Origin of the sequence: Pseudomonas sp. WS 5412 (assembly GCF_012985615.1) — a bacterium.
GTDB classification, from domain to species: domain Bacteria; phylum Pseudomonadota; class Gammaproteobacteria; order Pseudomonadales; family Pseudomonadaceae; genus Aquipseudomonas; species Aquipseudomonas shahriarae.
In genome coordinates this window covers 81,354-99,925 of record NZ_JAARMB010000010.1, presented here as the reverse complement: position 1 = coordinate 99,925, position 18,572 = coordinate 81,354, and the positions used below count along the sequence as shown (strand labels likewise).

Annotated in this window: 16 protein-coding genes, 1 tRNA gene and 2 pseudogenes; 10 read left to right on the top strand and 9 right to left on the bottom strand. The window is 57.9% G+C overall.

The window, feature by feature from the left end; genetic code table 11:
- Positions 1-20: 20 nt before the first annotated feature.
- The 4 genes from HBR94_RS15125 to HBR94_RS15110 are packed head-to-tail and all read right to left on the bottom strand — an operon-like array spanning position 21 to position 3,522.
- Entirely contained in the window at positions 21-947 is a 927-nt protein-coding gene (locus tag HBR94_RS15125) for an ABC transporter permease (protein WP_170045091.1), read from the bottom strand.
- The gene (locus HBR94_RS15120) at positions 948-1,796 is read right to left on the bottom strand and encodes an ABC transporter permease (protein WP_120732765.1); all 849 of its coding nucleotides are present in this window, start codon (positions 1,794-1,796) and stop codon (positions 948-950) included.
- Positions 1,793-2,386 (bottom strand): ANTAR domain-containing protein, encoded by a 594-nt coding sequence (locus tag HBR94_RS15115; RefSeq protein WP_170045090.1) that lies wholly within the window; start codon positions 2,384-2,386, stop codon positions 1,793-1,795. Before HBR94_RS15115 ends, HBR94_RS15120 begins: the two co-directional genes overlap by 4 nt.
- Positions 2,383-3,522, bottom strand: coding sequence for a transporter substrate-binding protein (locus HBR94_RS15110; RefSeq protein WP_057959802.1), 1,140 nt, complete (start codon positions 3,520-3,522; stop codon positions 2,383-2,385). The genes HBR94_RS15115 and HBR94_RS15110 overlap by 4 nt, the downstream gene beginning before the upstream one ends.
- A 937-nt stretch (positions 3,523-4,459) precedes the next feature.
- On the opposite strand from HBR94_RS15110, the gene HBR94_RS28695 reads away from it, so the two are divergent.
- The 6 genes from HBR94_RS28695 (at position 4,460) to HBR94_RS15085 (ending at position 11,267) form a co-directional block, all read left to right on the top strand.
- A complete protein-coding gene (locus tag HBR94_RS28695; RefSeq protein WP_262383396.1) occupies positions 4,460-4,810 on the top strand; it encodes a hypothetical protein in 351 nt (116 codons plus the stop codon).
- The gene (locus HBR94_RS28690) at positions 4,810-5,034 is read left to right on the top strand and encodes a hypothetical protein (RefSeq protein WP_262383395.1); all 225 of its coding nucleotides are present in this window, start codon (positions 4,810-4,812) and stop codon (positions 5,032-5,034) included. The genes HBR94_RS28695 and HBR94_RS28690 overlap by 1 nt, the downstream gene beginning before the upstream one ends.
- Before the next feature lie 277 nt (positions 5,035-5,311).
- Complete coding sequence (locus HBR94_RS15100; RefSeq protein ID WP_170045089.1) at positions 5,312-6,148, top strand: MliC family protein; 837 nt, start codon at positions 5,312-5,314, stop codon at positions 6,146-6,148.
- Positions 6,149-7,217: 1,069 nt separating this feature from the next.
- Positions 7,218-7,703, top strand: coding sequence for a sigma-70 family RNA polymerase sigma factor (locus tag HBR94_RS15095; protein ID WP_170045167.1), 486 nt, complete (start codon positions 7,218-7,220; stop codon positions 7,701-7,703).
- Positions 7,700-8,641, top strand: coding sequence for a FecR domain-containing protein (locus HBR94_RS15090; protein ID WP_170045088.1), 942 nt, complete (start codon positions 7,700-7,702; stop codon positions 8,639-8,641). Before HBR94_RS15095 ends, HBR94_RS15090 begins: the two co-directional genes overlap by 4 nt.
- A gap of 100 nt (positions 8,642-8,741) precedes the next feature.
- Positions 8,742-11,267, top strand: coding sequence for a TonB-dependent receptor (locus tag HBR94_RS15085; protein ID WP_170045087.1), 2,526 nt, complete (start codon positions 8,742-8,744; stop codon positions 11,265-11,267).
- A 300-nt stretch (positions 11,268-11,567) separates the two neighbouring features.
- On the opposite strand, the gene HBR94_RS15080 is transcribed toward HBR94_RS15085, so the two are convergent.
- Positions 11,568-11,837: a hypothetical protein gene (locus HBR94_RS15080; RefSeq protein ID WP_115128046.1), complete on the bottom strand. Its 270-nt coding sequence runs from the start codon at positions 11,835-11,837 to the stop codon at positions 11,568-11,570.
- A gap of 301 nt (positions 11,838-12,138) precedes the next feature.
- On the opposite strand from HBR94_RS15080, the gene HBR94_RS15075 reads away from it, so the two are divergent.
- The gene (locus HBR94_RS15075) at positions 12,139-12,579 is read left to right on the top strand and encodes a hypothetical protein (protein WP_120732757.1); all 441 of its coding nucleotides are present in this window, start codon (positions 12,139-12,141) and stop codon (positions 12,577-12,579) included.
- 57 nt (positions 12,580-12,636) lie between these two features.
- Entirely contained in the window at positions 12,637-13,527 is an 891-nt protein-coding gene (locus HBR94_RS15070) for an SEL1-like repeat protein (RefSeq protein ID WP_115128044.1), read from the top strand.
- Between the two features lie 192 nt (positions 13,528-13,719).
- Here HBR94_RS15070 and HBR94_RS15065 read toward each other — a convergent pair whose 3' ends face one another.
- Positions 13,720-14,244, bottom strand: coding sequence for a lysis system i-spanin subunit Rz (locus HBR94_RS15065; protein ID WP_170045086.1), 525 nt, complete (start codon positions 14,242-14,244; stop codon positions 13,720-13,722).
- Positions 14,244-14,372: pseudogene (locus HBR94_RS15060) on the bottom strand (cell wall hydrolase); the annotation flags it as partial. The pseudogene HBR94_RS15060 and the gene HBR94_RS15065, both read right to left, overlap by 1 nt.
- A gap of 331 nt (positions 14,373-14,703) precedes the next feature.
- On the opposite strand from HBR94_RS15060, the pseudogene HBR94_RS15050 reads away from it, so the two are divergent.
- A pseudogene (locus tag HBR94_RS15050) lies at positions 14,704-14,970 on the top strand (integrase); the annotation flags it as partial.
- Between the two features lie 100 nt (positions 14,971-15,070).
- Here HBR94_RS15050 and HBR94_RS15045 read toward each other — a convergent pair.
- Positions 15,071-15,144: transfer RNA gene (locus HBR94_RS15045), tRNA-Cys, on the bottom strand.
- A gap of 229 nt (positions 15,145-15,373) precedes the next feature.
- Positions 15,374-17,098 (bottom strand): gamma-glutamyltransferase, encoded by a 1,725-nt coding sequence (ggt, locus tag HBR94_RS15040; RefSeq protein ID WP_057959811.1) that lies wholly within the window; start codon positions 17,096-17,098, stop codon positions 15,374-15,376.
- 143 nt (positions 17,099-17,241) lie between these two features.
- Between ggt and HBR94_RS15035 the strand changes: the two genes are divergently transcribed.
- Entirely contained in the window at positions 17,242-18,528 is a 1,287-nt protein-coding gene (locus tag HBR94_RS15035) for an MFS transporter (RefSeq protein ID WP_170045085.1), read from the top strand.
- Positions 18,529-18,572 lie beyond the last annotated feature (44 nt).

Genomic DNA, 18,572 nt, shown 5'->3' with positions numbered 1-18,572 from the left:
CCTTACCTATGATGTGTTTTTTAGTGTTTTTGGATGTCGATGCGCGGATCGACCCATGGGATCACCAGGTCTGCGACCAGATTGCCCAGCACGATGGCGACCGCTGAAACCGTGGTCACGCCGACAATCACCGGAATGTCCACCTGCTGAATGGCTTGCCACGTCAACTGGCCGATTCCCGGCCAGCCGAAGACCGACTCGACCACCACCAGCCCACCCATGAAGATGCCGATATCGATGCCGATCATCGGGATCACCGGCACAATGGCGTTGGGGAGTACATGCCGCAGAACCACGCGCACCCAGCTCAGGCCCTTGGCCCGGGCGGTGCGGATGAAGTCCTGATGCAACACCTCGATCATCGAGGAGCGCACCATGCGCGAGTACCAGCCGCTGCCGAGAATCCCCAGGGTCAGCGCCGGCAGCAGCAGATGCTCGAACCCGCCATAGCCTCCTAGTGGAAACCAGCCCAGTTTTACGGCGAAGAAGTACAGGAAGAGCATCGCAGCGATGAATTGCGGGGCTGATACGCCGATGAACGAGAGCGCCATAAGCGCCTTGTCGGCCCAACTGTCGCGCCGCAACGCCGCGATCACACCCAGGCTGATGCCGATCAGCAATTCGAAACCAATACCGGCAGCCATCAACTCAAGCGATGGCCGCAGGCGCGAGCCGATCAACTCGGTCACCGGGCTGCGCTGGATATAGGAGCGACCCAGATCACCTTGCACCAGGTTGCCCAGGTAGTTGGCGTACTGCCGATAGAACGGCAAATCCAGGCCCAACTGCGTACGAATCCCCGCCACCACTTCCGGTGTGGCACTGCGCCCGGCAATCTGGCGCGCAGGGTCGGCAGGCAGCATGAACAGCAACAGATAGGTGATGAAGGTCACGCCGAGCAAAATCAGCAACGAATAGCCGATGCGACGAGTGATGAAGGCGAACATTCAGCTTCTCCCTTGCAGGGTAGGATCGAGTTCATCGCGCAGGGCATCACCGACCAGGTTGAAAGCCAGCGACAGCAGGACAATCGCGATACCGGGGAAGAACACCAACCATGGCGCGGAGGTGAAATAGGTCTGGCTTTCAAAAATGATGTTGCCCCAACTTGGCGTTGGCGGCTGGACCCCCACTCCCAGGTACGACAGGGTGGCTTCGAGCAGCACCGTGGTCGAAATACCCAGGGTCGCCCATACCAGAATCGTCGGCAGCAAATGGGGCAGCAAGTGCGAAAACAGGATGCGCAGCGAGCTCGCGCCCAGGGTCCTCTCCACCGCCACGAAGTCACGGGCACTCAAGGCGATGGTCTCGGAGTAGATCACCCGGGCAATCTGCACCCAGTTGACCATGGCGATGACCAACGCAACGATCCACACGCTGGGTTGGAAAATCGCCGACAACGCAATCGCCAACAGCAGCGCCGGGAACGCCATCATCAAGTCGGTAAAGCGCATCAGCGTGCTGCCGATCCAGCCCCGCAGAAAACCTGCGCTCAAGCCCACCAAGGTGCCGATCAGCACGGCCAGGCCGTTGGCAAGCAGGCCGATGAACAGTGAGGTACGTGCGCCGTAGATCAGGCGCGACAGCAAGTCGCGACCCAGCAGGTCAGTGCCCAGCCAATACGGCATATCTGGCGGTAGCGGCGCGCCCTCCATTGACAGGCCTTCGACAAATTGTTCGGACGGATCGTGAGGGCTCATCCACGGTGCAAACAGCGCCAACAGCACCACGATGACGATGTACAACAACGACAACGCCACCGCGGGCCGGCGAATCAAGGCGCGCAACACTTTCATTGGCACGCCCCGCCTTGCTGAAGATAATCGGCGGCCATGTCCGCACACAGGTCATCCAGGCTGCGATTAAGGTGCATCGACAGGCTGCGCAGGCGCTCATAAGCCTCGCGCTCGTCAATCTTTTGCTCAACCATCAACCGCGCCAATGCCTGGGCCAGCAGAGGTCGCGCATCGAGGCGCTGGCGCAGCGCTTCGAGGGTTCGCGCATCACTGTCCAATCGCTCACGCAAACTGATCGCCATCATCAGCGTGGTGTAGACAGAGCCCTGGGTAATCGGTTTGTTCAACAAGGCGGTCGCCCCCAGCTCGATGGCGCGCTGGATCTGCGACAGGGTTTCGTGGGGCGTCAACGCCACGATTGGCACACCGGTGCTGTTAAGCCGTTGCAGGGTGGCGGGACTGGCGAAGTGCTCCAGATCGACCACGGCGGCAAAGCAGCCTTCAAGCGAATCCTGCGCGTCTTCAAACAGCGCCTGCGGCGTGATGCCCAGGCGTTGCAGGCTTTTCTGCAGACTGGCCAACGTACGCGGTTCGCAGTCAACCAACAGCAATCGACCACTTTCGAAGTCCGGGCGTTTGAGCAGGCTCATTTGACGATCCTCAGGCGGGGCGCTGGCGCAATCGTGCGCAGGCGTTGGAATTCACTCAGGTCAGTGGCAGTCAGGTAGGGATCGGCTGGCAACGATTGCGCTTCACTGTGCAGTACCACAAAGCGCCCTTCGCGCAATTCGGCGATATGGCAAGGCTGGCTGCAGTGATTGTTGTGCGCAGAAATGTTTAACGTGCCGAGCACACTGTGCTGGGGGTGTTCGTAGAGGTAGTTGCAAATGAGCTCGGGATCGTCGCTGCCACACTGGTCCAAGGCCTTTGCAAACAAGTGCAAGGCGACGTACATCCCGGTGTAAAAATGCGACAACGGGTACAGTCCATGTTGGCGGCGTTGCTGCTGGCTGAAAGCCCGGTCTACATCCTCAAAAAATGGGCCGCACGACAACAGGCGCAGGCTCCGCATGACGCCGACTTCAGGCAGCTCGGCTTCCGTCAGGTTGCAGCTCAACACCGGTAGATTCAAGCCGACGGCAAGACACGCCGCGTCCAATTGCTGCAAGAAGACGTAGGAGGACTCACCGACTAGATTATTGAGCACAAACGCCGGTTTTTCAGTTATCAGGGTCTGGATAAGCTCACTGAAGCGAGTCGTGCCCAAATGCACGTACTTTTCCAGAAGCACAGTGCCGCCTGCGACATCGAGCACTTCCCGTGCGACGCGGTTACTTTCCCAACCCCAGATGTAATTCGAACCGATCAACGCAGCGCAAGAACCAAACGCCTGCAAGGCATACCGCAACAACGGGATCAACGTCTGATTCGGACACCCGCCCAGATAAAGGACGTTCTCGCTGCTTTCAAAACCTTCATACGGACAGGCGTACCACAACAAGCTCCCGTTCTGCTCTAGGTCCGGAATGATTTCCTTGCGGCTGGCCGAGGTCGTCGCACCAAAAATATGCCGAACCCCGGCCTGCATCAATTGAACAGCGCCTTCGCTGTAACTGTGCAAGAAGCCCTGCGGATTGATATGGGTAACTTGTAAGGTAAATGGGTAATCGGGATTGGCATTGATTTCCTGCAGTGCGTGTGTGGCCCCTGCCAGAGCATTCCGGCCTATGCACTGGTAAGTCCCATCGATAGAGAGCAAGAGTCCGACATCGATTGTGTGGCGCATTTATTCACTCCAAAAAAAAACCTGATAGACCAGTGGACTGGTCGATCAGGCTTCATTACCTGGCGCTTGGGCGCATGATGTAGGCAAGACTTAAAGGCCGGGGCCTGGCTTACTCGTTTATTTCTCTATGGAAAAAGTGTGCCAAATTGGTTTTTTGCTGAAAATCGGCCTTATCCGCAATGCTCATGACAGCCAGCGCACCGGTCTGAGCCGTAGCACTGTATTTTGCACCTAAGAGGTGCACATCAAATGTGAGGTTTTTGACGGGAACACTGCCCGCTTTATGAATGGGTGTGTAACGTAAATTCCCAGGTCGCCGACCTTGGAAACTGACAAACCTCAATAGCCGGTGTAGCGCAACGTAATAAAGGGCACGCTTATGTAGTACGCGCGGCGTAGCAGAAGCGAACCGCCCTTGTATCAATCGGGTGTGGGTTCCATCTAAGACGAAGAACACTAAAAATTAACGCTTCAAGCTAGGGTTAGCAAAGCCAGTTACGGAAGCGATCGTCAAATCTTAGGCAATAAAAAACCCGTGGACCGTTGATCTACAGGGCTTTCAAGATGCGAGCGCTGACGCCATCATCGATGTTCCTCCGGACGTCCTCAAAGCGGTGAATGTCGGTCTCGGTGATTCTTTGAGCATTGAGCGGGTCGACGAATCGATAGTGCTAAATCCAGTCAACACGGTTATGTAAAGTCCAAGCCCAAATACCTGTGCGGCGACGCCGGGTTTAAATCTCATGCGCGTGCTTTTCTGCCGTGAAAACCACATCCGACTTTTTCAATAATATCGGCCAAAAGCAGGCTGCCATATAAAGTGCGCCTGTGCCTTCGCTGGCTCGAAGCTGATGGGCGATGAGTTTGCTAATCCGCTCAAGTACTTGCTGGCATTGCGATGCGCTATCCTAATCAACTCGTTAAACAAGGAAGAATAATGCGCTCGTCGTCATTTCTGTCGTATCTCAAACTCCCGGCTGTTCTGCTGATTACCTGTCTTACAACCGCTTGTTCCAACTACCACTACAAGGATTACCAAGGCGATTGGGTGCCGGACTTGATGACGCCATATGACCTGTCCAATAACACGGCCAATGCGCCGGTGGTGTATTTCGCCACCACCCGCTTTCGCGGATTGGGAATAAAATTCCATCGACTGTTGCTGGCCACGCATGTGGACGACCAACTGCTAGAGGGCGCCGGGCGGCGCTCGATCCTCGACGTTTCCGGCAAGCAGGCACTGCGCTTGACCCCGGGCAAGCACTCGTTGAGCTGGTGTTGGGTCTGATGAATGCCTTGGGTACCGGTGGCGCGAAGTGCGGCTTCGGTGCGCGCGATGTGGAGTTCCGTGCAGGCCAGCGATATGTCGTGGACTTCACCACTCGCGACGACATCAGTGGGCCTCCTGGGCGTCAGGTCTCGACCATTACTATCGAATCCGAGATTCGAAATCTGGATACCCATGAAGTGATCTACCCGCTGAAAGGTATTGCAAAGCTGGAGAAGGAATAACGATTGCGACGATCACCGTCACAAACTGAGTTGGTCGGTGATCGGAAGCTACGTGGCCGAGAACAGCTTCCGACTGAATGCTGCCCTTAGCGAGAGACTGCAAACGGCCCAAAGCAGCTGCTCTACAAGGCCTGCTATCGACCCTTCACGGCAAGACATGCCGGCCAAGAACGGCCCTAGGACTTCAACTAAATCGGATATGATTACCCGAACGTTGGAGGCATGAATCAGGCTTAGGTCGGTGCCTGGCAACTGCTTAAATCAAAAGGGAGCACGCATGAGCAAATATCTGGTTTTGTTGTTGGTTGGCGCCGCAGGCTTTGCTCAGGCTCAATCGGTGTGCACTTACCCATGGTATCAATCGATCGATAAGATACTGCATACAACTGACGGACAAGGGCATGGGCCGGATATAGGCTCCGATGAATGGAAATCGGTGATCGAATTCAAATTAGGGGTTCGCGATGGGGCAGATGTCCCTGAACGAAGTTCCGATCAGTGGTGCCAATACATTGATCAGCATATCAATGGGAAGCAGGCGACCGGGGGCAGTACGGGGAAATCGTCGATAGTCAATGTGACACTTGGCCCTTCTTACGATTGCGCCAAGGTGAAGCCTGGTGCTATCGAAGCGATGATATGTGAGGACAAGGTGTTATCCGCGCTCGATCGCAATCTGTCGGAAGTATATGCCAGCGCGAGAATCAAGGCCGGAAACGAGCACCCACCCCAGCTTAAAGCAGAACAACGTGGATGGTTAAAGGGTCGCGACGACTGCTGGAAGAGTGATGACGTCGGTGCATGCGTGCGCATGGAGTACCAGCGCCGCATCGCCGAGTTGCAAGCACGGTACCGATTGGTACCGGGAGCCGGGCCTGTCTATTACGAATGCGAAGGCAACCCTGCCAGCGAGGTTGCTGTCATGTTCTTTAAAACCGATCCGCCGACATTAATCGCCGAGCGTGGCGACAGCGTATCGCTCATGTACCAGCAGCCAAGTGACAGTGGCGTAAAGTACCTTGGACGCAATGAAACGCTTTGGGAACATCAGGCCGAAACTATAATTACTTGGGGATACGGGGCGCCCGAATTACATTGCAAAAGAAAGCTTTGAGCAACGACCCAGTCAGCTGGGTAATTGCATTTTGGCGAAGGCTAGTAAGTGGCCGGAGGCGGCTTTCGTGAACGGATTCAAACGGTCCAGAGTGTGTAAAAACGCATATGGACTCGCGGTGACGGTTACGCACCAGTTCGAAGACTGAACCGCCCCGGGTTTCGTAGACGCCCTTGGTGTCCGTTTTTGGCGGTTAGTGGATGTTTAGCCTCCTTAGTCTCGAGCACAACCCCATGTCCAATCGAGGAGAGGCATAGCGATAACGGCATCTTAAATTTCTCGAAAGACGGCAGGGTTGCGAAAGCGATCCGAAAAATTGCGGAAGCGATGACCAAATGGCAGACAATAAAAAACCCCGTAGACGTTAATCTACGGGGTTTCTAAGAGTGGAGACCGAGGTCGGAATCGAACCGGCGTAGGCCGATTTGCAATCCGATCTGGAAACGTAAGCGGGCTGTGACCTGTAGAGATATTTACTTCCGAAACCAGCACAAAAAATCCCCTCTGGAGACCGCGTAGAATGCGGTCTATCTTCTTTATTTGGGAACTGATTTGCCCCTCCCCTAGCGTCCTGCCGACCGAACACAACCCACCACCAAGCAACCCAACTGCTACGCTGTTCACTCCAAGGAGGGACACCGATGCCGAACTCAGACCTGCTCCCTTACCTGGTGCACCGTCGCCCAGATCGCCTGAAACAGAAGCAGGCGCAGACGAAGGATCACTGGACCCAGGTCGAAGAGCTTGGGTGAGCCTGACTGGCGGCCATGGTGCTGATCGGATTCATGAGACCACTACACACTCTTTCAGGCGTGGATGGCGTCACCCAGTACCTAACCGAGCCAGGGCAGAAACGATGCGGGCACCCCTTCCCTATGCAGGACGATGAAGCAATACCGAGGGCATGGCAGCGTCCGCCACCTATCCGCGTACTTAAATCGGCACCTTCTACTGCATTGCAAACCTTCCTCGCCTGCTTATAATTAAGATCAATTCTTATCCGCATCTTGTAACTAGGAAGATCTAGGTGTCCTACCCTCAGTCTCCCGAATCCTCCCCCCAGGATGATATGCACGCGCTCTATCGCGACCACAGCCAATGGCTTCAGGGCTGGATTCGTCGGCGCCTAGGTGATGCAGATCGTACCGCGGATATCACCCAGGACACGTTCTTGCGCCTGATCAGCAGCGCACTGCGCCAGCCATTGAGAGAGCCGCGCAGCTTCCTGGCCACGGTGGCCCGAAGGGTGATGATCGACCAATTGCGCCGACGCAACCTGGAGCAGGCCTACCTTGAGTTTCTGGGCAGCCAGCCGCTCCTCGAGGAGTGCTCCCCCGAACAGCGCCTACTGATGCTGGAAACCCTGATGCAACTGGATGCCATGCTCGACGGCCTGGGCCAGAAAGTGCGAGATACCTTCCTGTACGTACAGCTCGATGGCCTGAGCTACCCTGAGGTCGCGCAGCGCCTCGGGGTGTCCGTCAGCTCGGTGACCAAGTACATGGCCAAGGCGACAGAGCGGTGCCTGCTGTTCGCTTTCGATGCGCAACTATGAATCCTTCCGATCAACGCAAAGCCCTGCGCGAGGCGGCGCAATGGCATGCGCGCCTCCACGCGGCGCGTGACTGTGCGGATAACCGCAGGCAGTGGCAGGTCTGGCTCGATCAGTCGCCGTTGCACAGTTGGGCGTGGGAGCGCCTTGAGCGGTTGCAAGCAGATCTTGCCGGTGTTCCCGGTCCGCTGGCACGGCACACCCTTGTCGCAGGCCATGGGGAACTGGGGCGGCGTACGCTACTCAAGGGCCTGGTGCTGGGTCTTGGCGTTTCAGGGGCTGTCTGGACGGGTTATCGCCACTCGCCGGTTTGGTTGGCCGACGTGCGCACCGTCAAGGGCGAACGCCGCAGCCTGACCTTGGAGGACGGTACGCGGCTGACGCTCAATACAGATTCTGCCGTCGATATCCGCTACAGCGCAGACCAGCGGCTGATAGAACTGGTCGAGGGAGAGATTGCCGTTTACACCGCTAGCGACCCACGCCCGTTGCGCGTGCACACGGTGCATGGCCGAATGCGCGCCCTCGGTACCCGCTTCAACGTGCGCCTGCATGCAGACCGCACAGAGCTGATCGTCATCGAACACGCTGTCGCGGTGCACAACGCCGCAAGCGAACACGAAGTGCGGGTCGATGCTGGCATGGCCCTGACCTTCAACAGCGGGCCGCTATCCGAGCCCCGTGCGGCTGACCTTGCTAGCACTGAGTGGCGCGAAGGTCAGTTGGTGTTGGACGGCTGGCCGCTGCGCAGCGCTCTGGCCGAACTCCAGCGTTACCGCCCGGGCGTGTTGAGCTGTAGTGACGATGTGGCGCAGCTGCGTCTCGCCGGGGTGTACCCGTTGGATGACACCGACCGCGCACTGGTGGCAATCGCCGGGGCGCTAAAGCTGAAGGTCAATACCTGGACGCGCTATTGGGTCAGGCTCACCCCGGCCGCTTAAACCAAACGAATGAAAAAAATTCTCAGTTGCATTGTCGGATTGGCCACTCTCGTACGAGCTCTTCTGAAAACCGCCCAAACAGGCATTTTAAGGAGCTGTCATGTCTAGAGCGACAATCTACCCACACGCGCGCCGAAAACACCTCACCCCCCTGCTGCTTGGCAGCGCCATAGCGCTGCAGGTCGGGATGCTGGCCCCGCTGCTGTCAACGGATGCCCAGGCCCACGCCGAACAGGTCAGCCGCGTTTACGACATTCCACCGGGGCCATTGGTAGCAACCTTGAACCGCTTCGCCCGCGAGGCCGGGGTGCTGCTGTCGTTTGATGCGGCGCTGACCCAGGGACAACAGAGTCGCGGGCTAAAAGGTCGCTTCAGCACCGAGCAGGGGTTTGCCCAACTACTGGCTGGTAGCGGGCTGGAAGCCCTGCTGGTGGGTAACAATTGGGTGCTTGCGCCTCAGGCGCAGGCCGGTTCAGCGCTGCAACTGGATGCAACCAGCATCACAGGCCAAAGCTTGAGCGTCACCACAGAAGGCAGTGGTTCCTACACCACCGGCGCAACTGCCGCCGCCACACGCCTGGACCTGAGCCTGCGCAAGACTCCACAGTCAATCAGCGTAGTGACACGCCAGCAGATGGACGACCAGAACCTGCAAAGTGTTTCCGATGTCCTGAAGCAAACCCCTGGCATCACCGTCAACCAGGAAAGCTCCGAGGCCTTCACTTTCTATTCGCGCGGTTTCAAGCTGGATAACTTCCAGTTCGATGGCGTGCCCAGCCTGTCCTCGGACGGCGGCTCATTGCGCGACAACTACAGTATCGGCAACAGCCTGATCTATGACCGAGTCGAAGTGCTCAAGGGTGCGACCGGCCTGGTCAACGGCTCCGGCAATCCTTCGGGGGTCATCAACCTGGTGCGCAAGCGCCCGACTGCCGAGGCGCAGGGCCATATCAGTGTCGGCGCAGGCTCCTGGGATAAATACCAGGCCGATTTTGACTTCGCCGGGCCGTTGACCGACAGCGGCAATATCCGTGGCCGCATGGTTGCGGGTACGCAGTCGCAGCGCAGTTATGTCGATTACCTGACCGGCGAACAAAATACCTTCTACGGTGTGCTGGAAGCCGACTTGAGCGAGAAAACCCTGCTCACACTCGGCCATGACGTACAGAAAAACTATGACAACGGCAGCACCACCGGTGCCCTGCCCGCGTTCTTTATGGATGGCCGCAGGGCCAAGTTCGATCGTGACACCAACGCTGCCGATCGCTGGACCTGGCGCAATCAGGAAACCCAGCGCACTTTCGTGGAGTTGGCCCACAGCTTCGACAACGACTGGGTCCTCAAGGGGGTCGCCAGCAGCCGCGACTACCGTTCGAGGGAGCTGATCTCGGGCATCAGCAGTGAGGCCATTCAGGCCGACGCAAGCATCTCCCACGGCTTCATCGCCGGCAACGTTGACCGCGCCAGCGGCTATGTGAACAACAGCGGCACCGCGAGCAAGTTCAACACTACCAGCAAGGAAAAAGGCCTGGACCTGTATGCCCGCGGCCCGTTTTCGCTGGGTGGTCGCATGCACGAAGCCATATTCGGCTACAGCATCGCCCATACCGAATCCACGTCCAAGCGCCACGACGGGGTTACCAATGGCATCATCAACGATGTATTCCAATGGGATGGCTATGGCGATACACCGAGGGACTTCGAATGGTGGTCGACCTTCAATATCGAAGCACGGCAGAAAGTCGGGTTCGCGGCCACCATCCTTAAACCGACCGACGCGCTGGCAGTGATCCTGGGCGCCCGTATCGTCGACTACAAATGGGACATCGACACGATCAACGCCATCGGTCGCCGCCTTCCGGCCAGCGCCACCAACTCCAGCGAAGTCGTGCCTTATGCCGGTATCACCTACGATCTGGACGCCTACCACACGGCCTACGCCAGCTACACCGACATCTTCAAACCGCAGGCCTACAGCCTCGGCCCGGACGGTAAACCTATCGACCCACTCTCCGGCGAAAGTCATGAGGTCGGCATCAAGGGCGCCTACTTCGACAACCGCCTAAATGCCAGCATGGCGCTGTTCGAGCTCAAGCAGGACAACTTCGCCGTACCCACCGGCGGTAGCACACCGAGTGGTAGCAGTGCCTATCGAGCAGAGAAAGGCGTCACGACTCGCGGCGTCGAGCTGGAGGTGAACGGCGAACTGATGAATGACCTGCAGGTGATGGCAGGCTACACCTTTGCCGAGTCCCATAACGCGGATGACCGGCGCGTGGCCACCAACCAGCCGCAGCACCTGCTCAAGATGGCAACCAATTACCGCTTGCAGGGCGATTGGCACAAATTCACCGTGGGCGGCAATGCCTACTGGCAGAGTTCGACGTTCTTTAAGCCAAGCGACGAGGATTGGTACGAGATCAAAGACCCCACCGCCAAATTCGAGCAGAAGTCTTACGCACTGGTGGGGCTGGTTGGCGGCTATGATGTCACCCGCGACCTGAAGGCGACTCTCAACGTCAACAATCTGTTCGACAAGCACTACTACAGTGGTATTGGCAATTACGGCACAGTGTTCTGGGGGGCGCCGCGCAACGTGATGTTCAATGTGAAATACAGCTTCTAGGCGGTTTCTCGGTAGTACGCTTACCCCCTGCGCCAAGGCGCCGGGGGTACGACGAGTACGTTCAGGCCTGGGAAAATTTAGCTCAAGCGCTTGAGGCCACGCCGAAAACACTTTTGAATCGCCCCTTATTTCATCGACGCGTTCAATTGTCTGACTTTTGCCAATTAGCCTGTTCTGAATGACGGAAGCGGGTCATAAGCCGCCTGACCCGATCGGCGGCTTTTGGCCGAATGCGGCCCCTCATGACAGACAGCAATCGGCCAGAAGCGGTCATCTAAGTTGCGCGCTCTCCGGAATGACTTAGGCCTCGACGTTAAACCTGCTCAACAATGCGGCACCGTCAGTGACACCAAGAATCTGATCGATTGCAGCGATTTTAAAGCTTGCCTTGGCGATCTGAAAATCTGCGTTGTTGTATGCAGCCTCCGCCTCATTGTGGAGCGCATAGGCCATATGTGCCGCGACACGGACACTCATAGGAGCATCTACATCTCTGCCCAGGTAATCGGCAAGCAATGTCCTGATCTCAAGCAGTGCGAGCGCGAGTAGCTTGGTCTGGTCAGTCTGCATAAAGTGATCCCGGATTCTAAAAGCGAGAGTGCTAGCGGATTCGTGAGGTTACATAAACTCTTGGTCAGTCAAAAGCGGACGCTAATGAACGGGAATGCTTAACTATTAACCGATTAAAGACCTGATGCCCACAAATTCGTATCCTTAATGTAGAACTTGTCACTTTTCTCCTTTGCCCGTGTTGAGCTACTGGCACTCGGCTCAAGACTCGTGGATTACATACGACGAGGGACGGCCTGCGACACAGGTGGCGTAAAAATTTATCATTTGTATCGCCCACTTCTAGTTAGGTGTTGAGACTATGCGCATCCAAGATCATAAATTGGCGTGGCGCTGGACCGATCCAGCGTATGCCGTGTTGCCAAATAAAGTCCTCGCGCAAATGCACTCAGTGACCTCCGATGAGGCGAAGGCGTTGTATAAGCGGGCGCAAGGGTTCATGGGTAATCACGGCCTGAGCACCGAGCTACGTCCTGAAATGGTCAGCGCCGAAGAGGCCGCATCGGAGGCCGGTTCCAATTGGCTGAAGCAACATCAGCCACATTTAGAGCAGCCAGTATCGCTTTCTTGGGATTCAGAGACCGCGCTGCGTACAACTTGGGGAGTGTTCATTTCATACTGGCCGGAGTTCTGCTATCCGGCTTCAGACGATCTGGTCGTGTTTCCAGAGTCAGAGGCGTGGATGCTCTTGTACCATCATGAGCGTGAGTTTCACTTTGGTAGACGAGCCGCCAAAGCCTAGCCAGTTGTTCCAACTGAGTACTCCGCCGCCGCTTTACTCCAACGCAGGATTCCACGCATGCATCACATGAAAAAGGCAATTGTTGTACTGGCAATCACGGGCCACATCGCAGGGTGCCAAACCTCCAGGCCGCCAAGCTCCTTTGAACAAACTCTGGCCAAAGTCCAATGCATACTTTTTGAGGGCGTAAAAAGCCCCACTGCAGAAGATGTTCAATACATTCGTAAAGCCAGCGATGACGGCAACGTGCGTTGTAAGATCGCGCTCGGCGGTTTGTACGAATCCGGCCGTGGCGGTCTGCCACAAGATTTTGGCAGGGCCAAATCGCTCTATGAATCCGTCGCTGCCGTAGATGGCGTCGGTAACGAGAGACTGGCGCGCATGGCCGAAGAGGGGCATGGGCAAGCACGCAACGACGTGGAAGCGCGACGGCTTTATCAGTTGGCGCTGACCAACAGCGACAGCGATAAAAGTAAACTCGCATTGGCCAGATTGATGGAGGAAGGCCGCGGTGGCCCGCAGGATTTGTTCGGGGCAATGATGTATTACGTGGAAGCCAGCCAACATTCCGGCGATGTTGCCTGGAAGGGCATTCAGCGGATCCGCTCTCAAGGGTTGGTGCTGACGGCTGCACAGACACAGCGCTACAACGACGTCTGGAGCGATACCAGTCGCAAGAGTCTAAACCGTACGACATTGGACATCGAGATTGCCTTGAACAAGCAATTCAAACGCGGCAGCGCCAGCAAACCGGTGACGCTGCAAGTGCAAGGCAAGCCGGGTTCAAATGTGCCGAAAATCGCATTGATAGAAAGCTCGGGCAACGCCGACGTAGACCAGGCCGTCGTCAAGGCATTCGGTAAATACCGCATTCCTGCCGAACCAACATTGCAAGCAGGCCAGGACTCCTGGTCTTCCGAGCGGTCCATCAAAGTCGGCTTGAATTGAAGCGCTAGCGCCGTTTACCTAGACCGAAAAGGAGACGGATTTATTTGTTTCTTAAGTCCGCTGTCGCTTAAATGAACCCGCCTTCTTTTGTCTTTAGGTTGATGTCGCTCGCTTGTGCATGAAGCTGGAAAAGGCGTTCTGCGGGAAAGGGGGCCGGGGTGGATTTTGACGCATAATGCCCGGCCGCTCCTTTTACTTCGCTGTAGAGACTTCTTTTGCGTAGGCCTGACAGGCTCGCCGCGCGATCAATCCTTGATCGCCGCTGTCGGTAATGGCAATAATTCGTTGAGCATGCGCTGAGTCAAGTTGGGCTCGACGGGCTGCATGAACCACGCCGACGCCGCCGGTGGTGGCAGGCACGTTGAAGTCACTGGCTGAATCCGTGGCCTCGAGAAGGACTGACAGCCGCACATCAGCAGTAGCAAGGCGGTCACGCAGGAGAGCCTGGCGGCGTTGAGCATCGGAAAGTTCTCGGGTGTGTTGTTGATCGGATGTGGCCAGCGTCTGCTCCAGGTCCAGGCGCCCACCCTGCTCAACGCTCACCTGATTGGCGGCGGCCGCGATGACGGCAGCCAGTTCGCCCTGGTGCAGGCCGACCTGCTCGGACAGCCTCTTGCCCGTGCGCCATTCCTGCACCTGCCAGGCGGAGCCGGCGGCGCTGGCCATCAGCACCAGGATCAGCACCATCAGCCCGGCCAGCTTCTGCACGGGCGTCATCACGGCACATCCTTGAAAAAAACGTGATGCCCGAAGCGCAACGTCTGCTTGGCCTTCGCCGCCCAGGCCGGAGCCTTGGGCATCGTGGTTGCGTAGTAGTGCGTGGCCCCGCCGGTTGGATCCGGTATTGATCAGCTCCGCTTCGCTCCGGACGCCATGGACGAAAAGATCAAGGCTGCCGAGGCAACGCCAAAACGCGAGGTTTGGCGAGTCTGTCGTGGCAGCGTATGGGTGGGCAACTACCCAGAGGGTCAGTACGAAAAAGCAGCCGACCACCTGCTGCACATCTTCAAACCGAAATTCATGGAAGAGGCAGCGGGCTATGTGAAGAAGCCCTACGGCACCGAGACGTTCCGCCGCGAACTGCCAAGCATCGAGATCAATGCGAGTTACCCAGTTCGAATACGATACCGAGTGGCTCCCCTCCAAATCCTAAACCACCTTCTGCTGCCCAGCGCAGCAAGAACGGGGATGCGCGTGTCTCAACAAATGCTGCGCAACAGGTGGGACGACGCCCGAGAAGCTGCTCGCTCCTTGGCCGCAAGTGAGGGACGAGTTGATGACGCGGAGAAGATCCAACAGTTTCAGTTCAAGGATATCCGACCGAAGGCGGCGTCCGAAATTACTGATATCGCAGACGCCAGCCTCCTGCTCGGGCACTCGGAGCAGGAGATCACCAAGCGCGTTTACAGGCGCATCGGTGCGGTCGCGCAGCCTTCAAAATGAGATAGTTTCGGAACTCCACCCTCTAAAGTTTCGGAACTCCAGCACTTTCCTACAGGCAATAAAAAACCCCGTAGACGTGAATCTACGGGGTTTTCAAGAGTGGAGGCCGAGGTCGGAATCGAACCGGCGTAGGCGGATTTGCAATCCGCTGCATAACCATTTTGCTACTCGGCCTCAAACGATCAATGCCCAAACTACTGACATTCACCGCATATAAACTTGAGTGGGCTATGTGAAGATTGCCTCTACTCTATCTCATTGAAAACATTGAAGTTTTTTATGCCTCAGTGCGTTCGATGGCGGCAATTATGTACTGATTTGCCGGGACTGGCAAGCCCTTGATTTCAAAAAATATTCTTCCGTGGAGCAGAACAGGGGCGGTTGGCCCCTGCTCTGCCTGGGCTTAGTAGCCCAGGGACAGTCCGGTATTGCGCCGTGGGTCGTTGGCGCCGTAGAAGCGGTTGTTGCCCACGGGCTTGCCGTCCAGGGACGGGGCGCCGACGAGGATGGCGGCCAGGTGGTTGGCGTCTTGGGGGCCGGCGAATTTATGGCCCCAGCTTTCGAGGATTTTCTGGGTGTCGGGGCTCAGGGCGAAGGTTTCGAGGTTGGTGGTGTCGGGCATCCATTGTTGGTGGAAACGTGGGGCGTTGACGGCTTCCTGGATGTTCATCTTGTAGTCGATGACGTTGAGGATGGTCAGCAAGGTGGCGGTGATGATGCGACTGCCGCCCGGTGTGCCGATGACCATCACGGCCTTGCCGTCCTTGGTCACGATGGTCGGGCTCATGGACGACAGGGGTGCCTTGCCCGGGGCGATGGCGTTGGCTTCGCCCTGGACCAGCCCGTACATATTGGGCACGCCGACTTTGACGGTGAAGTCGTCCATTTCGTCGTTGAGGATGACCCCGGTCTTGCTGGCCATGACGCCGGCGCCGAACCAGTCGTTGAGGGTGTAGGTCACCGATACCGCGTTGCCCCATTTGTCGACGATGGAGTAATGGGTGGTGTTGCTGCCTTCATGGGGCGCAACGCCGGGTTTGATGGCCATGGAGTCGCCGGCTTTTTGCGGGTCGATGGCGGCGCGCAGTTTGGCCGCGTAGTCCTTGTCCAACAGGTGTTCCACCGGGTTCTGCACGAAGTCGGGGTCGCCCAGGTAGCTGTTGCGGTCGACGTAGGCGTGGCGCATGGCTTCGATCTGGTAATGGGTGCCTTGGGCCGAGCCGTAGCCCAGTTCGGCCATGGGGTAGCCTTCGAGGATGTTCATGATCTGGCAGATCACCAGGCCGCCCGAGCTCGGTGGTGGTGCCGAGACCACGTGGTAGCCACGGTAGTCGCACTCGATGGGCGCCAGCTCGCGGGTCTGGTATTTGTCCAGGTCGGCCTGGGCGATGATGCCCTTGCCGGCCTGGCTGGAGTCGACGATGGCCTTGGCCACCCAGCCTTTGTAGAAGCCATCGGTGCCCTTAGCGGAAATTTCCCGCAAGGTACGGGCCAGGTCTTTTTGCACCAGCTTCTGCCCGACCTGCAGCGGCTCGCCTTTATTGAGAAAGATGCCACGCAGGTCCTGGTCTTTTTTGAACTCTTCGGTGGCGCTGTGCAGCATGTCGATATCGCCCTGGTCGAGGGCAAAACCGTCTTCCGCGAGCTTGATCGCCGGTGCGATCACTTGGGCACGTTTGAGGGTGCCGTATTTGCTCAGGGCCAGTTCCATCCCGGAGACGGTGCCGGGCACGCCGACCGCCAGGTGGCCCTTGGCGCTGAGGCCGGGGACGACATTGCCGTCCTTGTCCAGGTACATGTCGGCAGTGGCCGCCAGCGGCGCTTTTTCACGGAAGTCGAGGAAGGTCTTGCGCCCGTCCGCCAGTTGCACGGTCATGAAACCACCGCCGCCGAGGTTGCCCGCAGCCGGGTAGACCACCGCCAGGGCGTACCCCACCGCCACTGCCGCGTCCACGGCGTTACCGCCAGCCTTCAGCACGTCCACACCCACATGGGTGGCCAGATGCTGGGCCGTCACCACCATGCCGTTTTCGCCGGCCACCGGGGCCTGGGAGGCGGCCTGCACGCCACTGAATGTCAGGACCAGGGCCGTCGCTATCAAGGTTCGGGTAAGGGGTTGGTAGTTCATCCGTGGATACTCTGTTTATTAGAAGCATTAAACGTAGCTTCTTTCGCACGGCAACCCCAGTCAGGTGGCGCGTTTCAGACAGAGCGTGTCGGTGACGGAATGCTATATTCGCCCCGCCCTCCTCATTGCCCTGAGACACACCGATGCCCACGGTCGCCGACCCGATTCACGCGCTGTACCACAAGATCACCTGGAAGCTGATCCCGTTCCTGTGCTTCTGCTACCTGGCTGCCTACCTGGACCGCATCAACATCGGTTTTGCCAAGTTGCAGATGCAAGACCAGCTGCAGTTCAGCGAAACCGCGTTCGGCCTGGGCGCCGGCCTGTTTTTTGTCGGCTATATCCTGTTTGAAGTACCCAGCAACCTGATCCTGGAGCGCGTCGGCGCGCGGATCTGGATTGCGCGCATCATGATCACCTGGGGCCTGCTGTCGGCTTGCACGTTGCTGGTCACCTCCACCACGCAGTTCTATGTGCTGCGGTTTTTGCTGGGCGTCGCCGAAGCCGGGTTCCTGCCGGGGGTGTTGTATTACCTGACCACCTGGTTCCCCACCCATCGCCGGGGCCGGGTGATTGCGCTGTTCATGATCGGCCTGCCGCTGTCCAGTGTGATTGGCGGGCCGTTGTCCGGCTGGATCATGGGCCACTTCGACCAGATCGGTGGCCTGCGCGGCTGGCAGTGGCTGTTCCTGCTTGAAGCCCTGCCCAGCGTGCTGTTGGGGGTATTGGCGTTCTGGGCGTTGCCCAATACCTATCACCAGGCCAAATGGTTGTCAGCCGCCGAAAAGACCCTGCTGCAACAGCAGTTGCAGGCCGATGACTGCCAGGCCAGTCAAAGCCCACGGCGTTTTCGCGAAGGATTCTTCAACCTCAAGGTGTGGATGCTTGGCGGGATCGACTTTTCGATCCTGCTCAGTGCCTACGCCATGGGTTTCTGGATGCCGACCCTGATCCGCAACGCGGGGATCAGCGACACCTTCCATATCGGCCTGCTCACCGCCCTGCCCAGTGTGGCCGCGCTGGCCGGCATGCTGCTGATCGGCGCCAGCTCCGACAAACACCGCGAGCGCCGTTGGCACATTATCGTGCCGTTTGTGGTGGGCGCCGTGGCCATGGCCGGCAGCACGTTCTTCACCCATAACGTGGTCGCCACCGTGGCCCTGTTTGCCGTGGCGTCGGCAGCAATCCTCGGCGCCGTGCCGGTGTTTTTCAGCCTGCCGGCGACCTTCCTCACCGGCACCGCGGCGGCCACCGGCTTTGCCCTGGCCTGCTCCCTGGCGAATATCGCCGGGCTGGTCAGTAACTCGTTGATGGGCCTGGCGATAGATATCACCGGCAGCAGCGCTGGAGCCATGTGGTTCTTTGCCGCCAGCTTGCTGCTCAGTTGTTTGCTGGTGATTGCGTTGCCGGCGAAATTGGTCAACCGCTAGGAGCGAGCACGAAGCTACATACCCCTGTGGGAGCGGGCTTGCTC

Coding starts and splice junctions, on each gene's coding strand:
- HBR94_RS15120 (WP_120732765.1), bottom strand. CDS start 1,796: ATGAAAGTGTTGCGCGCCTTGATTCGCCGGCCCGCGGTGGCGTTGTCG.
- HBR94_RS15070 (WP_115128044.1), top strand. CDS start 12,637: ATGCATCACATGAAAAAGGCAATTGTTGTACTGGCAATCACGGGCCAC.
- HBR94_RS28695 (WP_262383396.1), top strand. CDS start 4,460: ATGCGCTCGTCGTCATTTCTGTCGTATCTCAAACTCCCGGCTGTTCTG.
- HBR94_RS15080 (WP_115128046.1), bottom strand. CDS start 11,837: ATGCAGACTGACCAGACCAAGCTACTCGCGCTCGCACTGCTTGAGATC.
- HBR94_RS15110 (WP_057959802.1), bottom strand. CDS start 3,522: ATGCGCCACACAATCGATGTCGGACTCTTGCTCTCTATCGATGGGACT.
- HBR94_RS15125 (WP_170045091.1), bottom strand. CDS start 947: ATGTTCGCCTTCATCACTCGTCGCATCGGCTATTCGTTGCTGATTTTG.
- HBR94_RS15035 (WP_170045085.1), top strand. CDS start 17,242: ATGCCCACGGTCGCCGACCCGATTCACGCGCTGTACCACAAGATCACC.
- HBR94_RS15115 (WP_170045090.1), bottom strand. CDS start 2,386: ATGAGCCTGCTCAAACGCCCGGACTTCGAAAGTGGTCGATTGCTGTTG.
- HBR94_RS15090 (WP_170045088.1), top strand. CDS start 7,700: ATGAATCCTTCCGATCAACGCAAAGCCCTGCGCGAGGCGGCGCAATGG.
- HBR94_RS15085 (WP_170045087.1), top strand. CDS start 8,742: ATGTCTAGAGCGACAATCTACCCACACGCGCGCCGAAAACACCTCACC.
- HBR94_RS15100 (WP_170045089.1), top strand. CDS start 5,312: ATGAGCAAATATCTGGTTTTGTTGTTGGTTGGCGCCGCAGGCTTTGCT.
- ggt (WP_057959811.1), bottom strand. CDS start 17,098: ATGAACTACCAACCCCTTACCCGAACCTTGATAGCGACGGCCCTGGTC.
- HBR94_RS15095 (WP_170045167.1), top strand. CDS start 7,218: ATGCACGCGCTCTATCGCGACCACAGCCAATGGCTTCAGGGCTGGATT.
- HBR94_RS15065 (WP_170045086.1), bottom strand. CDS start 14,244: ATGACGCCCGTGCAGAAGCTGGCCGGGCTGATGGTGCTGATCCTGGTG.
- HBR94_RS15075 (WP_120732757.1), top strand. CDS start 12,139: ATGCGCATCCAAGATCATAAATTGGCGTGGCGCTGGACCGATCCAGCG.
- HBR94_RS28690 (WP_262383395.1), top strand. CDS start 4,810: ATGAATGCCTTGGGTACCGGTGGCGCGAAGTGCGGCTTCGGTGCGCGC.